Annotated in this window: 11 protein-coding genes; 4 read left to right on the top strand and 7 right to left on the bottom strand. The window is 67.1% G+C overall.

The genetic code is table 11. The features are described 5' to 3' along the window. Positions 1-27: 27 nt before the first annotated feature. The 5 genes from H0B56_RS18850 to H0B56_RS18830 form a co-directional block, all read right to left on the bottom strand. A complete protein-coding gene (locus H0B56_RS18850) occupies positions 28-1245 on the bottom strand; it encodes a hypothetical protein (protein ID WP_180894413.1) in 1218 nt (405 codons plus the stop codon). Between the two features lie 164 nt (positions 1246-1409). Continuing rightward, positions 1410-2060, bottom strand: coding sequence for a DUF3558 domain-containing protein (locus H0B56_RS18845; RefSeq protein ID WP_180894412.1), 651 nt, complete (start codon positions 2058-2060; stop codon positions 1410-1412). After that, entirely contained in the window at positions 2060-2569 is a 510-nt protein-coding gene (locus H0B56_RS18840; RefSeq protein WP_180894411.1) for a hypothetical protein, read from the bottom strand. The genes H0B56_RS18845 and H0B56_RS18840 overlap by 1 nt, the downstream gene beginning before the upstream one ends. Before the next feature lie 476 nt (positions 2570-3045). Further along, positions 3046-3669, bottom strand: coding sequence for a DUF3558 family protein (locus H0B56_RS18835; protein WP_180894410.1), 624 nt, complete (start codon positions 3667-3669; stop codon positions 3046-3048). 156 nt (positions 3670-3825) lie between these two features. Beyond that, entirely contained in the window at positions 3826-4926 is a 1101-nt protein-coding gene (locus tag H0B56_RS18830; RefSeq protein WP_343063961.1) for a globin domain-containing protein, read from the bottom strand. A 445-nt stretch (positions 4927-5371) separates the two neighbouring features. Here H0B56_RS18830 and H0B56_RS18825 point away from each other — a divergent pair, with 445 nt between their 5' ends. Then, positions 5372-6250 carry a pyridoxamine 5'-phosphate oxidase family protein gene (locus H0B56_RS18825; RefSeq protein WP_343063955.1) on the top strand — a complete coding sequence of 293 codons (879 nt, stop codon included), beginning with the start codon at positions 5372-5374 and terminating at the stop codon, positions 6248-6250. On the opposite strand, the gene H0B56_RS18820 is transcribed toward H0B56_RS18825, so the two are convergent. Then, entirely contained in the window at positions 6226-7326 is a 1101-nt protein-coding gene (locus H0B56_RS18820) for a globin domain-containing protein (RefSeq protein ID WP_180894463.1), read from the bottom strand. The two genes, H0B56_RS18825 and H0B56_RS18820, sit on opposite strands and share 25 nt — an antisense overlap. A gap of 343 nt (positions 7327-7669) precedes the next feature. Continuing rightward, a complete protein-coding gene (locus H0B56_RS18815; RefSeq protein WP_180894408.1) occupies positions 7670-9271 on the bottom strand; it encodes an alanine/glycine:cation symporter family protein in 1602 nt (533 codons plus the stop codon). A 355-nt stretch (positions 9272-9626) separates the two neighbouring features. On the opposite strand from H0B56_RS18815, the gene clpB reads away from it, so the two are divergent. The 3 genes from clpB to H0B56_RS18800 all read left to right on the top strand — a co-directional run bounded on the left by clpB (position 9627) and on the right by H0B56_RS18800 (position 13906). Continuing rightward, positions 9627-12224, top strand: coding sequence for an ATP-dependent chaperone ClpB (clpB, locus tag H0B56_RS18810; protein ID WP_180894407.1), 2598 nt, complete (start codon positions 9627-9629; stop codon positions 12222-12224). A gap of 136 nt (positions 12225-12360) precedes the next feature. Beyond that, entirely contained in the window at positions 12361-13092 is a 732-nt protein-coding gene (locus tag H0B56_RS18805; protein ID WP_343063954.1) for a type III secretion system chaperone family protein, read from the top strand. A gap of 43 nt (positions 13093-13135) precedes the next feature. Beyond that, positions 13136-13906: an SDR family NAD(P)-dependent oxidoreductase gene (locus H0B56_RS18800; protein ID WP_180894406.1), complete on the top strand. Its 771-nt coding sequence runs from the start codon at positions 13136-13138 to the stop codon at positions 13904-13906. Positions 13907-14376 lie beyond the last annotated feature (470 nt).

The raw sequence follows: 14376 nt of genomic DNA, 5'->3' as shown, positions 1-14376 counted from the left end.
TGGTGTCGCTCCCCCTGCACGTGCGGTCTACTCGCCGATGACCCCGTCGATGATGACCTGCCCGGTGACCGGGTCGTACTCCTTCTCGCCGTGCTCGTCGCGCATCACGGGAAGGCCGCTGTCGAGCTGTTCGTCCTGGACGTACTTGCGCTCGTGCTCCTCGTCGCCGCCGCCCTGACCGCCACGGCCACCACCGGCGCCCATCATGCCGCCACCCATCGGGCGGGCACCGGCGGTGCCGCCTGCGTGACCACCACCGGCCGCGGCACCGCCACCGGAACCGGTCGGGCCGAACTGACCCTGCCCGGTCATCGAGCCAGGGCCACCCATACCGCTGGCGGCGCCGCTCCTCGCGGCCCCGCCTGCGCCTCCCGCAGCAGCGCCGCCCCCGGCCATGCCACCGGCAACCATGCCGCCTGCGCCGGCCATGCCACCGGTACCGGAGCCGGAGCCGGTCGGGCCGAAGTCACCGCTTGCCGAGCTGCCCGAACCGATCCCCGAGGTGCCCGTGCCGCTCGGCGGGATCACCGTGCCATCCGGCCGGACGAGGCTGCCGTCGGGACGGCGGATCGTCCCGTCGGGGTAGCGGATACTGCCGTCCGGAAGGCGCACGCCACCGGAACCGGTGCCCCCGCCGTAGCCAGGGCCCCCGCCGTACCCGGCGCCTCCACCACCGGGTCCCGACCCGGCACCACCGCCACCCACGGTTCCGCTTCCGGTGCCTGCACCGGGCACCGTGGGTGCCGTGCCACCGCCGCCGGGGCCACCGCCGGCCGCTCCGGTCGGGGTGACACCGGTGTTGCCGCCGGTCGCCGTCGGTGTGGTGCCACCGGACGGGCCGATGGGGCTCGAAATGCCCGAACCGGGACCCGAGCCGGACCCGCCACCCCCGAGTTTCGGGATGTGGATCTCGTCGTACCGGCCTTTGAGCGAGGACTGGTTCTGCTGGGTGGTTGCCTCGTACTCCCTGTACTTGGCGATGTTGTGCCGTTCCTTCTCGGCGCGCTCCGCATCGAGCTCCTCTTGGGACGCCTTGAACGGGGTGTAGTTGCCGATCAGGCCCGCGTCCTTTTGCTCCGGGACCGGAACCATCTCGTCCCGGGTCTTCTCGAACGCCGATGATTGGCTCCCCATGCTGCGCGCAGCCGGCTCCAGGTTGTTCGACGCCGTACCGGCTGCCTCGAACAGCTGGTTGATGACCCCTTTGACGTTCTCGGCGGTGGCGCCCTTCCAGGAGTCATCCACCGACATCTCCAGCGCGGCCAGCTCAGTGATCAGGTCTTCATGCTCTTGACGAAGGCTTCCGGAAGCGTCCCGACCTTCTGCTAGAGATGAAGGGACACGGCTACCCTTGTGCATGAGCTCATAGATCGCTTCGCCGGTATAACACTGTGGCGCGGCCCCCGACATTACACACCTCCAGTCAGGTTCTGTATCGCGAGCGTTGTGAGTTCGCGTGCACTCTCGCAAGGCGTCTCGTGGTGCGGAGAGGTGTCGCTGGTAGCAGTAACCTGCAGCATCAACGCGTTCGCATCGCGCACGCCTGTGTATATATCGCATTCTCCGCGATGACGTTCATCTCTTTGTCCCGCGATGACCGCCGGGTAACCTTCAATATAGTCCAGTTCTTCGAATAGCTCCAATGTGCCAGATTCTTCGAGGCGATATATGTGACTGAGACCTTCGGAGTCGGGCGCTGTTAGAGTTACGGCGAATACGCCAGCCCGTGTGCCTTCCGATGATTTCATTTCGAACTCGCACCGTGGTCCTGTGGACGCCTCCAAGTCGGCCTCAGCGTGATTGATTGGGAATCCGGATTCGGCGAGTTCGTCGTCACCCAGTATGGAACATGGCTCTTCTTCGAATCGTGCTATATCCTGCACGGGATCGTCAATCGGTGGTGCACCGCTGTGAGGCAGGTCGACCTGTTGCCCCTCGCTATCCGGCGAGTCGGTCTGCTCGGTAGGTTCAGCGTCGTCGGCAGTATTGTTGGAACACCCAGATGCTAGCGTGATCGCAGCAATAGCGACGGCGATTTTCCATTGCATTGAGTCACGCATCAGGAATATTCCTTGCCAAGATCTGTAACGATTCCGTCCTCATGAGAGAGGTAGTTTCGCTTTACCTCTTCAAGCATTTTTCGGAAGTCTTCATATGAATCGGTGCTCTTGTTGTGAAAGTCATTGTAGTCGTCGGCCATTTGGTCTGCCGTATTTTTGTACTGACTGCTCACGTATTCGTGGCCGGGGTCTACGTTATATAGATCTCGACTACGAGCCTTCGCGTTGTCGAGCTGGGTCGCAATTTCATTGACTCGTTCGATGATTTTGTCGATGCCTTCTTCGGTGAACTCGATGTCGCCGATCTTGTTGGAGAGTGCCGCACGCTCGCGGGCCTCTTGCATGTAGTTGAAGGCCTTGTAGGCACCACCGACGAACGGTAGGCGTTCGGCGTAGTCCATATCGATCGTGCCCTGCTGGCTGTCGGACTCGGTCGTGTCCTCCGGCGTGGAAGGTTCCCCGTAGTCCTCGTAGTCACCCGGCTTCGGCACGGGCCCGATCTGGGGCATGATGTTCCCTCCTCAGATAACCCCGCTGGGCAGCCCCCATGATCCTGCCTGAGCTGCGTGACGCGCACCGACGCTTACGCTAGCAACGCCGTTTGGGGCCTGCAATCGGTTCTGCCCAGCTCACACTCCTTGACCACCGTTGTTTTGGGCGTTCCGGCAGGTCGTGTTCAGCGGCCTGGCCTGACGTGTTGGGTTGTGCAGCTCCATGTCGTGCTGGGCGGGCTTGCGGAAGATCACCTGCTACCTCGTTTGGCTGGCTCGCCACACCTATGACGTGCCTGGCTGGTTGCCCGTTCCAACAGGTGCCGATCGACATCTCCAGGGTGGCCGGTTGGGTGGTGAGGTCGTCGCGCTCCGTACAGAGCTGGTTCGATGGGTGCTCGTCGTTCCCCAACGACTGGGGCACCCGGCCACTCTTGTGGGTCAGTTCGCAGACCTGTTTGCCGTCCAAGCAGTGCGAGGCGTAGCTGCGACCGTCACTCGCCCGCCTGCAATGTTTCAATTCCCAGTTCGGCCAGCCGGTAGGCGGCGTCGCAGGGTGCGTCGTGGTGCTCGCTGTGCTCTGCGCTGGAGAAGGTCACCTGAACGTCGAGGCCGGCATCGTCTCTGAGCCCGATGTAGATGTCACATTCCCCGTTCTCACGCTGGTCGCGTTCAGCGGCGATGACGGCGGGGTGCCCGTGGATGTCGTCGACTTCTTCGAATAGTTCGAGAATGCCGTCCTCATTCAGCGAGTAGATATGACTCAGCCCACCTGATTCGGCTTTGGCGAGCGAGACACCGAGAGTGCCAGCAAGTACTCCTTCTACGTGGTACGTGCATCGGGGTCCCACGCTGGCTTCGAGATCCTCGCTGCTGTCTTCGATAGGAAATCCGACATCGTCGAGTTTGTCGTCAGGAAGGATTGTGCAGGGGTCCGCCTCGTACTCCCTGGTGTCCTCGACAGGATCCTCCACAGCGGGAGCGCCGCTGTGCGGCAGGCGGTTCTGCTGCTCCTGCCCGTTACCGGCGTCGCCCTGCCCGGCGGGGTCGGTGGTGCCGGTCGTGCTGTCCGAGCAGCCGGTCACCAGCAACAGGACGGCGACCACACCGGTCGTCACGAAACTCCGCACTATTGCGCCCCCTGTAGTCGTGCCCAGCTTCCCCGCGAGCTGTCAGCGATCAAGCCGCCACCGAGCCCAGCGCCCAGCCGCCGACCCCACCTCGTGCCGTCCGGACACGCCGTACCGTACCGCCCGAGCGCTCGCCCGGCCGCCTCAGTCCGTCGGGAAGGAGTCGTAGTAGATCTGGTCGAAGGTGGTTCCGGTGACCAGCATCCGCGACACGGTCGCGCGGATCATCTCCGGCGATCCCGAGATCAGTACGTCGTAGCCGTGCCACGCCCCGTGGGACGTGACGACGTCGGGCAGGGTTCCCTCGAACCCGCCGGGTACCGAACCGTCCTCGGTCACCGGGTTGACGGTCAGCCAGGGGTGTCGCTCCGCGAATTGGCGCAGCTCGGCCAGCTGGTACAGGTCGTCATGGCTCGCCCCACCGAAGAACAGCTCGACCTTGGGTGGTTGACTGCGCTGTTCGAGCTCACCGAGCACGGCCCGCAGTGGGGCCAGCCCGGTACCTCCGGCGACCATGACCAGGTCACGGCTGCCCGTGTGATCGAGCCACAGCGACCCCATGGGCGCGCCGATCCGCCACCGGTCCCCGATCCTCGTGTGGTGGACCAGCGCCCTGCTCACCCAGCCTTCGGGGACGCTCCGCACGTGGAACTCGATCGTGCCGTCCGCGCTGGGTGGGTTCGCAGGCGAGAGGTAGCGCCACATGCGCTGCCGCTGCGGTGTCTCCACGCTGACGTACTGTCCCGGCCGGTACGGGACGGGTTCGTCGGGCTGCACCCGCAGTACCGCGACCTTGCTGCTGAGCTTGCGATGTTCGACGACCGTGCCTGCCCACCAGGCGGGGCCGGAGTCCGCGGCCGCGCCTTCCTGCATCACTCCCGCCACGATGGCGTAGGCATCCGCCCACGCGCGCTCGACCTCCTCGGTCCACTCGTCACCCAGGTAGCGCTTGAGCGCGGCGAGCAGCGCGGTCCCTACGGCCTCGAAGTGCCGCTCGACCACGTCGAACTTGCGGTGGTCCCTGCCGAGCTGCCGGAGGTACGGTTCGAGCTCCTGGCGGTTGTCGATCATCTGCACGATGTGCACCAGCGCGCCGAAGAATCGGCTGCGCTGGACTTCCATGTTCACCGGGAACAGGTCGCGGGTCTCGGGTGCGATGGTGAACAGCACTGCGTAGAAGTACCGCGCGACCTCGTCGGAGCGGGGCTCCACCACGGCGAAGCTGTCCCGGATAAGCGCGACCACGCGCTCAGCACGTTGTTGCTGAGCGCTGTGCTGCCCTTCGTGCTCGTCCGGGTCGTCGATTGCGGCGTTCAGTGTCATCGGTGCGCGGGCTCTCCAAGTTCACCAGTTGCTGCGGCCTGCACACCCTGGCGCTGACCGCGACATTCCCACAGGATATGTCGTCAACCGAGCGTAACTTGTTTCTCGCCGACTTTGGGGAGTCGATCGTTGCGCCAACCGGGGACATTCTGCTGCGTAGCGGGTGCCTCGCGCACCGTAGGCGGCTGTTGGGCATAACGGGGTAATTTTCGTCTCGTGGGGTCTTGCTGATGACGAGACTCATGGCACAGTGGGACGCCTGCCCAGTACTCCGTGCCGGAGCCCGGCACAACGAGTAACCGCAGGACGATCCCTAGAACCGGTGGGAAACCTCGTGGACATCAAGCATTCGCGCCGACTGGCACGCATGGCGTCGATGGACCTGACGCCACCGGACTCCAGTGATTCTCCGCACACCCAGCAGTACGGACCCCCGCAAGTGTCCGGCGGGACGCCTCCACCGGCCCCGCAGCAGGCCGCACCGCCGCCTGCGCCCGCGCCGTCGGCCCAGCGACCCGCACCGGCCCAGCCACCGGTCGATCCGCCGGTCGCCGGGGAGCTCACGGAGGGTTACCAGCCAGCGCTGTTCGACCCCGCCCCGGCGAATCCCGGGTCGGAAGGCGAGCACCAGCTGCAGCAGGCCTGCGGCACCACGACCCGGGCCGAGCGCTTCTACAACGACCAGATGCTCGACCATCTCAACGAGGAGATGCAGGAGTTCGTCGGCCGGATGGACATGGCGTTCGTCGCCACCGCCGACGCGAACGGGGAGGCGGACTGTTCGCTGCGCGCCGGCCCGCCGGGGTTCCTTCTGGTGCTGAACGACAAGTGCGTCGCGTATCCCGAGTACCGGGGCAACGGGGTGATGGCCAGCCTCGGCAACATCATCGAGAACCCGCATGTGGGGATCATGCTGATCGACTTCGTGCGCGATCAGATCGGTCTGCACATCAACGGCCGTGCGCGGATCGTCGAGGACGACAAGATGCGGGAGGAGTTCACCGGGATCCCGGAGGAGACCGTACGCGGACGGATCCCGGAGCGCTGGGTCGTCGTGGAGATCGCGGAGGCCTACATCCACTGCCGCAAGCACATCCCGCGGTTGAAACCGGCCGAGCGGCACCGCGCCTGGGGCACCGACGACAGCAAGCGCAAGGGCGGTGACTATTTCGGTGTCCGTCAGCAGCGCAGGGAGGCCGCTGCGCAGTGCGGCGAGCCCGGTCAGTTGAGGGTGAACGGGTCGTAGGCGATCTGGTCGAGCGTGGTTCCTGCCACGAGCATGCGCGAGATGGTCGCCTTGATCATCTGTGGTGATCCGGACACGAGCACGTCGTGTCCCGGCCATGCCCCGTGCCTGGTGACGGCTTCGGCCAGGGTCCCTCGCTCGGCTCCGGGCAGTGAGCCGTCCTCGACCGTGGGCACGATGCTCAGCCATGGGTTCGTGGCGGCGAGCGCGCGCAGGTCGTCCAGGTCGTAGAGGTCCTCGCCGGTACGCCCGCCGTAGAACAGGTGCACGTTGGGGTTCTTGCCCCACTGGGACAGCTCGTCGACAATCGCGCGCAGCGGTGCGAGGCCGGTGCCTCCCGCGATCATCAACACGTCCCTGCCTGCGTCGCGGTCCACGCTGAGCCTGCCCAGCGGCGGGCCGAACCGCCAGACGTCGCCGAGCTGGGTGTGGCTGACGATGGCCCTGCTCACCCAGCCGCCCTCCACGGCGTGCACGTGGAACTCGATCACGCCGTCCTTGCGGGGCGCGTTCGCAGGCGACAGGTATCGCCACAGCCGCGGGCGCTGCGGGACTTCGATGCTCATGTACTGCCCGGCGCGGTAGTTGATCGGTGTTTCCGGCTGCACCCGGACCAGTGCCAGGTCCCAGGTCAGGCGGCGGTGGTCGATCACGGTTCCGGTCAGCGACGCGGGGCTCGGGTCGGCGTCGGCCGCTTCCTGCATCGACCGGGCCACCACGGTGTAGGCCTCGGCCCAGGCGTGCTCGACCTGCTCGGTCCAGCGCGCGCCGAGGTGGTGCCGCAGGGCGCCCAGCATCGCGGTGCCGATGGCTTCGTAGTGCCGGGAGCGCACGTGGTACTTGCGGTAGTCGCGGCCCAGCTGGTTGAGGTACGGGACGAGGTCGTCCGGGCGGTCGACCATCTGCGCCACGTGTGCGATGCCGCGCACCAGCTTGCCGCGTTGCGCCTCGATGTTGATGGGGAACATCTCCCGGATGTCCGGGCTGAGCCGGAACAGCAAGTCGTAGAAGGTCGCGGAGAGCTCGGCCACGTCCGGTTCGACCTCGGCCCACGTCTCTTTGATCAACCGGACCATCGCGGCGACCGCGGGTGGGGCCTCCCTGGACGCACGCGTCCGCGGTACCGGGCTGACCGCCGGCGACATGTGCTCTGGGTACGAATCCACGGGGTCCACTTCGTTGCGCTGGGAGTCATGCACGGCCGGCCGAGCCGCGACCTGCGCGCAGCGGGGCGCGGGCACCGGACGAGCACGAGTACGCCATACCAGACTGCACCATACTTCTGCTGGGAACCCGCCGTCGGCACGTGGCTGTCGAACGCGGCCGGCCCCGCCCGTGTCGTACACGTGCGGGGCCGGCCCGGATCCGTGTCCCTAGGTATCGCGCCGCGCGATACCGGGGCTGCCAGGGGGTTGGTCGCTACTGCACCTTCTCGATCTCTCGGGAGCGCACCCCGGACCGGAACGCGGCCAGCTCGCGCTTGACCACGGGCGCCAGGATGTAGAGCCCGATGATGTTGAACAGCGCCAGCAGGAACAGCACCGCGTCGACGAAGTCCAGCACGCTGCCGAAGGTGAGCACCGAGCCGATCACGACGAAGGCGCAGAACACGACGCGGTAGACGTTCTCGCTGAGGTCGCTCTTGCCGAACAGGTAGGTCCATGCCTTCTGCCCGTAGTAGGCCCAGGTGATCATGGTGGAGACAGCGAAGAGCACGACGGCGATCGTGAGTACGTAGGGGAACCACGGCAGCACGGTTTCGAAGGAGTGCGAGGTGACGGTCACGCCGTCCGGCGCCTCGCCACGGTCCCCGCTCTCGAAGACGGCCTGCTGGCCTTCCCGCCAGATCGCGGTGTTGGCGATGATGATGGTCAGGGCGGTCATGGTGCAGACGACCACGGTGTCGATGAACGGTTCGATCATCGCGACCAGGCCCTCGGACGAGGGGTGCTTGGTCTTGACCGCCGAGTGCGCGATCGGGGCGGAACCGAGGCCGGCCTCGTTGGAGAAGGCCGAGCGGGTGAAGCCGACGATCAGCGCGCCGATCGCCCCGCCGAGCACGCCGTGACCGGTGAAGGCTCCCTCGAGGATCTGCCGGATCGCGTCGGGTACCGAGGTGATGTTGAACAGGATCACCACGGCGCAGGCGCTGATGTAGACCAGTGCCATGGAGGGCACGAGCCTGCTGGTGACCCGTCCGATGGACTTGATTCCGCCGAAGATGACGCCGCCGACGACGAGGGACAGGATCAGCCCGAAGATCAGCGCGGCGCCGTCACCGGCGAGGAAGCTGTCCTCCCCGCCCGTCGTGTCGCGGATCTGCGCGACGGTCTGGTTGGCCTGGAACATGTTGCCGCCGCCGAAGCCGAAGGCGAGGATCATCACCGAGGACAGCACGGCGAGGACGGTGCCGGCGATCTTGCCGCCGTTGCCGGGTATCCGTTCGGCGAGCCCCTTGCGGAGGTAGTGCATCGGGCCGCCGGACACGGTGCCGTCCGGGTGTTCCTCACGGTAGCGAACCCCGAGGGTGCACTCGACGAACTTGGTGCACATGCCGAGGAACCCGGCAAGGATCATCCAGAAGGTCGCACCCGCGCCACCGATGGTGACGGCGACGCCGACACCGGCGATGTTGCCGAGCCCGACGGTCCCGGAGACCGCGGAGGTCAGCGCCTGGAAGTGGCTGATCTCGCCGGGGTCGTCCTTGCTGGTGTACTTACCGCGGACGATCTCGGTGGCGAGTTTGAAACCGCGGAACTGGATGAACCCGAAGTAGAGGGTGAAGACGAAGCCCGCGAGTACGAGCCAGGCGACGATCCAGGGGAAGGTCACCCCGAACACGGAGATCTCGTAGAAGACGGCGGTGCTGAGCCAGTTGGCGATCGGGTCGAAGGTGTTGTTGATGACTTGTTCGATACGGGCAAGGAACTCGGTCTCGGCCCCGCCGCCCTGTTGGGCGAGGAAGGGGCCTGCCGTGTCGGGTTGGCTGGTGGCCAACGCGTTGACTGAAGTTATGGACATGGTGGCGTAGTGCACAACAAGATCCGGTGACACACAAGAGTGAGTTTCGTGGCGTACCGCCGTTGGTCGTGTGACGAATGAGTACGCAGGGGCGCGATGGCGTGGTGGCGGTTGCGGTTTCAGGGTGTTCCGAACCGTGCATATCGGGTCGCCTGCGATGCGGAGGCGATGGCGCGGACGGCCGGGAGGTGCTCGGTGCTCACTGGTGAAACGTCACAAACTTGAGCGGAACTAACTCAAGTTTCCTCGCGTTGTCCTAGCAGAGCTGATGGTGGCGCGGTGAGCCGCGACGCCAGTAGGCAGTATGAGATGGAACACACGACACAGAGTGTGCTCTGAGGCTTTGAGGAGAGGGATGGACGCATTCAACCCGACGACGAAGACACAGCAGGCGATCTCGTCGGCCGTGCAGGCCGCGACCGTTGCCGGAAACCCCGACGTGGGGCCCGCGCACCTGCTCGGCGCCCTGCTCGCGCAAAGCGAGGGGATCGCTCAACCGCTGCTCACCGCCGTCGGTGCCGACCCCGGCCAGGTGCGCTCCGAGCTGGAACCCATCGCGCAGGGTCTGCCGTCGGCCACGGGGTCGGCGGTGTCGACGCCGCAGTTCGACTCGGAGGCGGTGAAGTCGCTGACCCGCGCCCAGCAGCTGGCCACCGAGCTCGGCGACGACTACGTCTCGGCCGAACACCTCCTTGTGGGGCTGGCCTCCGAGGGCGGCAAGGTCGCCGACCTGCTGCGCAGGCACAACGCGACCCCCGAGGCGCTACGTGAGGCGTTCACCAAGGTGCGCGGCTCGGCAAGGGTCACGAGCCCGGACCCGGAAGGTACGTACCAGGCGCTGGAGAAGTACGGGCTCGACCTCACCGACCGGGCACGGTCCGGCGACCTCGATCCGGTCATCGGCCGGGACAGCGAGATCCGCCGCGTGGTGCAGGTGCTGTCCCGGCGCACCAAGAACAACCCCGTGCTCATCGGCGATCCCGGCGTGGGCAAGACCGCGATCGTCGAGGGCCTCGCGCAGCGCATCGTCGCGGGCGATGTGCCGGAGTCGCTGCGCAACAAGCGGGTCGTGGCGCTGGACCTCGGTGCGATGGTCGCCGGGGCCAAGTACCGCGGCGAGTTCGAGGAGCGGCTCAAGGCGGTACTCAAGGAGATCACCGAGTCCGAGGGTGAGGTGATCACCTTCATCGACGAGCTGCACACCATCGTTGGTGCCGGCGCGGGCGGCGAGGGCGCCATGGACGCTGGCAACATGATCAAGCCGATGCTGGCCCGCGGCGAGCTGCGCATGGTCGGTGCCACCACGCTGGACGAGTACCGCAAGCACATCGAGACCGATGCGGCGCTGGAGCGGCGCTTCCAGCAGATCATGGTGAACGAGCCGTCCGCGCCCGACACGATCGGCATCCTGCGCGGGCTCAAGGAGCGCTACGAGGTCCACCACGGCGTGCGTATCACCGATGCCGCGCTGGTGGCAGCCGCGACCCTGTCGGACCGCTACATCACAGCGCGGTTCCTTCCGGACAAGGCGATCGACCTGGTCGACGAGGCTGCGTCCCGGCTGCGTATGGAGATCGACTCGCGACCGGTGGAGATCGACGAGGTGGAGCGCGCTGTCCGGCGCCTCGAGGTCGAGGAGATGGCGCTGTCCAAGGAGGACGATGCCGCCTCGCGGGAACGCCTCGCCAACCTGCGTGAGGAGCTGGCGTCGCAGCGGGAGAAGCTCTCGGCGCTGACCGCGCGCTGGCAGAACGAGAAGGGGTTCATCGACCGGATCCGCGACCTCAAGGAGCAGCTCGAGCAGCTGCGCGGGGAGGCGGACCGCGCCGAGCGCGACGGCAACCTCGGTCGCGTGGCCGAGCTGCGCTACGGCCGGATCCCGTCGCTGGAGAAGGAGCTGGAGGCTGCCACGGCCGACGACTCCGGGATGCAGGACGAGGTGATGCTCAAGGAGGAGGTCGGGCCGGACGACGTCGCCGACGTGGTCAGCGCGTGGACCGGGATCCCGGCAGGCAAGCTCCTCGAGGGCGAGACCGGCAAGCTGCTGCGCATGGAGAGCGAGCTCGGCGCGCGCGTGGTCGGCCAGGACGAGGCGGTACATGCGGTGTCCGACGCGGTGCGCAGGGCGCGCGCCGGGGTGTCCGATCCGGACCGGCCCGCTGGCTCGTTCCTGTTCCTCGGCCCCACCGGTGTCGGTAAGACGGAGCTGGCCAAGGCGCTCGCCGAGTTCCTGTTCGACGACGAGCGCGCGATGCTGCGCATCGACATGAGCGAGTACAGCGAGAAGCACTCGGTGGCCAGGCTCGTCGGCGCCCCACCCGGGTACGTCGGCTACGACCAGGGTGGTCAGCTGACCGAGTCGGTGCGCAGGCGGCCGTACTCGGTGGTGCTGCTCGACGAGGTGGAGAAGGCCCACTCGGACGTGTTCGACGTGCTGTTGCAGGTACTGGACGACGGCAGGCTCACCGACGGCCAGGGCCGCACGGTGGACTTCCGCAACACGATCCTCGTGCTGACCTCGAACCTCGGCTCGCAGGTCATCGCCGATGCCGAGCTGGACGAGTGGCAACGGCGGGACGCGGTGCTCGGCGTGGTCCGCCAGCACTTGAAGCCGGAGTTCATCAACCGGCTGGACGACATGGTCGTGTTCGGCTCGCTCGACACCGAGCAGCTGACGTCGATCGTGGAGATCCAGGTGCGGCGGCTGGCCGACCGTCTCGCCCAGCGCAGGCTGACGCTGGACGTCACCGACGCGGCCAAGGAGTGGCTCGCTGTCGGCGGGTTCGACCCGGTCTACGGTGCTCGCCCGCTGCGCAGGCTGGTGCAGTCGGCGATCGGCGACGAGCTGGCCCGCAAGCTGCTTGCCGGGGAGATCAGCGACGGCGACACGGTGCGGGTGGACGTGCCGGACACCGACAACGCCACCAAGCTCAGCGTGACCCGCGCGGCCTGACGCGCCGTGCGGGGTCGAGCCGAAGGGCGCCTTCGGTGCACGTGATGTACCCAAGGGGTCCCTCGGCTCGACCCGACTTCCCGCGACACGCAGCGGCGATCGAGGTACCGGGCCGTCGCGCGTTAGGCTGTACCGCGTGGGTATACCGGCGTGGATCTGGTTCGTGATCGCTTTCGTGGCGCTCGTGTCCGGTCTGGCATTGCTCGCGACGGACCGTGCGCGCGAGGGACAACGCAACCGGGAGCGGTTGCGCTGGGCAGACCTGCGCGGCTGGCAGTTCGCCGAGGAAGATCCCAGGATGGTCAGCCACTGGACCGAGGGCGCCATGGGGTACTTCGGTGCGGACGCGGCGGTGAACGTCGTCGCAGGCACCACCTTCACCAGCGAGGGCAGGCGATCGGTCTACATCTTCGACATCGAGACCGACCGGCAGATCCCCGCCGTGGTGGTTGCCGTGCGGTGCGGCAAGGCGTACCCGGTGCTGCTCGAGCTGTGGCTGGCCAGCGTGCCGTTCCAGCGGGCGAACATGCCGGAGCTGCTCGGCCCCGCCGGGCAGCGTTACGCGTTCACCGACGATGTGGAGGCTGCGCGCAGTACCATCACCCAGGACCTTGTGGATGCCGCGGACGAGCTCGGCGGAGACGTCAGCGTGCTGTGGATCGAGCACGACTGGGTGCTCGCCGCGGTGTCGGCGAACGCGGGCCCGTCGCGCCTGGAGCGGCTGCTGCGCGATGTCGGCGAGATCGCCGACATCATCGACCCCGCCGATGAGGAGGACGGGCCGGACGGCAGGCACGTCTGGCAGAACCCACCGGACGGGGTGCGGCCCGTGGACACCATGCACGAGCGCCCGCACGGGGAACTCTGAGGACGCATCCGGGCGCGCACCGGCGCTAGGAAGGTAGCTGGCGATGGCCACAGCACTGATCACGGGCGCGACAGCGGGTATCGGAGCGGCGCTCGCACGCAGGCTCGCCGATCGGGGCTACGATGTCGTGCTCGTCGCGCGGGACGCGGAGCGGCTGCGTGGGATGGCGGCCGAGCTCGGCGGGCGCGGGGTCACCGCCGAGGTGCTCCCTGCCGACCTCGCCGACGCCGAGCAGCGCGGGAAGGTCGAGCGGCACCTGAAGGACCATCCGGTCGACCTGCTGGTCAACAACGCGGGGCTCGGGCTCAACGAGCGGTTCGACGAGGTCGACCCGGACCGGCTCGAGGCCCAGCTCGACCTGAACGTGACGAGCGTGCTGCGGCTGACGAGGGCGGCCGTGCCCGGCATGGTCAGCCGCGGCGGTGGTGCCGTGGTGAACGTGTCCAGCGTGGCCGGGTTCTTCCCCGCATCGGGGCCGGCCTACGCGGCGACGAAGGCGTGGGTGACGGCGTTCTCCGAGGGCATGGCCGCGTCGCTGGCCGGTACCGGGGTCCGGATGCTCGCCCTGTGCCCAGGCTTCACCCGCACCGAGTTCCACCAGCGCTCCGGCGACGATGTCTCGCGCATCCCGGGGTGGCTGTGGCTGGACGCCGACCGGGTGGCGCGGGAGTGCCTCGCCGATCTGGACCGGGGCCGGACCGTATCGGTGCCGGGCAAGCGCTGGAAGGCCATCGTCGGCGCAGGCCGCCTCGTCCCGCCCCCGCTGCGCCGGTTCGCCCAGAACAAGCTCGCCGCGGGCCGCACCCGCACCTGAGCCGGGCAGACGCCGGCGGATCCGGTGTGGAGGGTGGAGCCCGATGTCACGTTCGGCTCCTTCTATGGAACCGCGGCCACCTTCGGCTCCCCCGCCCTCGCGGGATGACCGCCGCGCGCCGCCCGCTCTCCGGGGGTCCCTGATGGATGACGAGTCTTGACGGCCCGATGATCGTCACATAATATGATTGCTGCATTACGCATTGTATTGGACCGAGTTGCCTGGGGGTATTCACTCCGGTCTTTGGGGGCTTTACTAACTATCACTGGGGATGGTTACCTTCTGTGCTTCGCGATAACGAACGAGTCGTGCGACTCGTTCGTGGGAGAGGAGCGAATTCGTGGAATTCAAGCGAACGGTCGCTGTCGGAGCGATGGTCGGTGCATTGACGGCAGGGGGGCTCGCGATGACCTCGACAGCGTGGGCCGATGATCCGGGGGCTTACGCATGCACGGTCGGCGCGTCAGTTG

Source organism: Haloechinothrix aidingensis (assembly GCF_013450155.1).
Lineage (GTDB): Bacteria > Actinomycetota > Actinomycetes > Mycobacteriales > Pseudonocardiaceae > Haloechinothrix > Haloechinothrix aidingensis.
Note: the sequence above shows the minus strand (reverse complement) of the source record. Positions and strands in the feature narration are given on the sequence as shown.

Excerpts from the sequence above, each read along its gene's own strand:
- H0B56_RS18845 (WP_180894412.1), bottom strand. The coding sequence starts at position 2,060 with ATGCGTGACTCAATGCAATGGAAAATCGCCGTCGCTATTGCTGCGATC.
- H0B56_RS18800 (WP_180894406.1), top strand. The coding sequence starts at position 13,136 with ATGGCCACAGCACTGATCACGGGCGCGACAGCGGGTATCGGAGCGGCG.
- H0B56_RS18820 (WP_180894463.1), bottom strand. The coding sequence starts at position 7,326 with ATGGTCCGGTTGATCAAAGAGACGTGGGCCGAGGTCGAACCGGACGTG.
- H0B56_RS18840 (WP_180894411.1), bottom strand. The coding sequence starts at position 2,569 with ATGCCCCAGATCGGGCCCGTGCCGAAGCCGGGTGACTACGAGGACTAC.
- H0B56_RS18825 (WP_343063955.1), top strand. The coding sequence starts at position 5,372 with ATGGCGTCGATGGACCTGACGCCACCGGACTCCAGTGATTCTCCGCAC.
- clpB (WP_180894407.1), top strand. The coding sequence starts at position 9,627 with ATGGACGCATTCAACCCGACGACGAAGACACAGCAGGCGATCTCGTCG.
- H0B56_RS18815 (WP_180894408.1), bottom strand. The coding sequence starts at position 9,271 with ATGTCCATAACTTCAGTCAACGCGTTGGCCACCAGCCAACCCGACACG.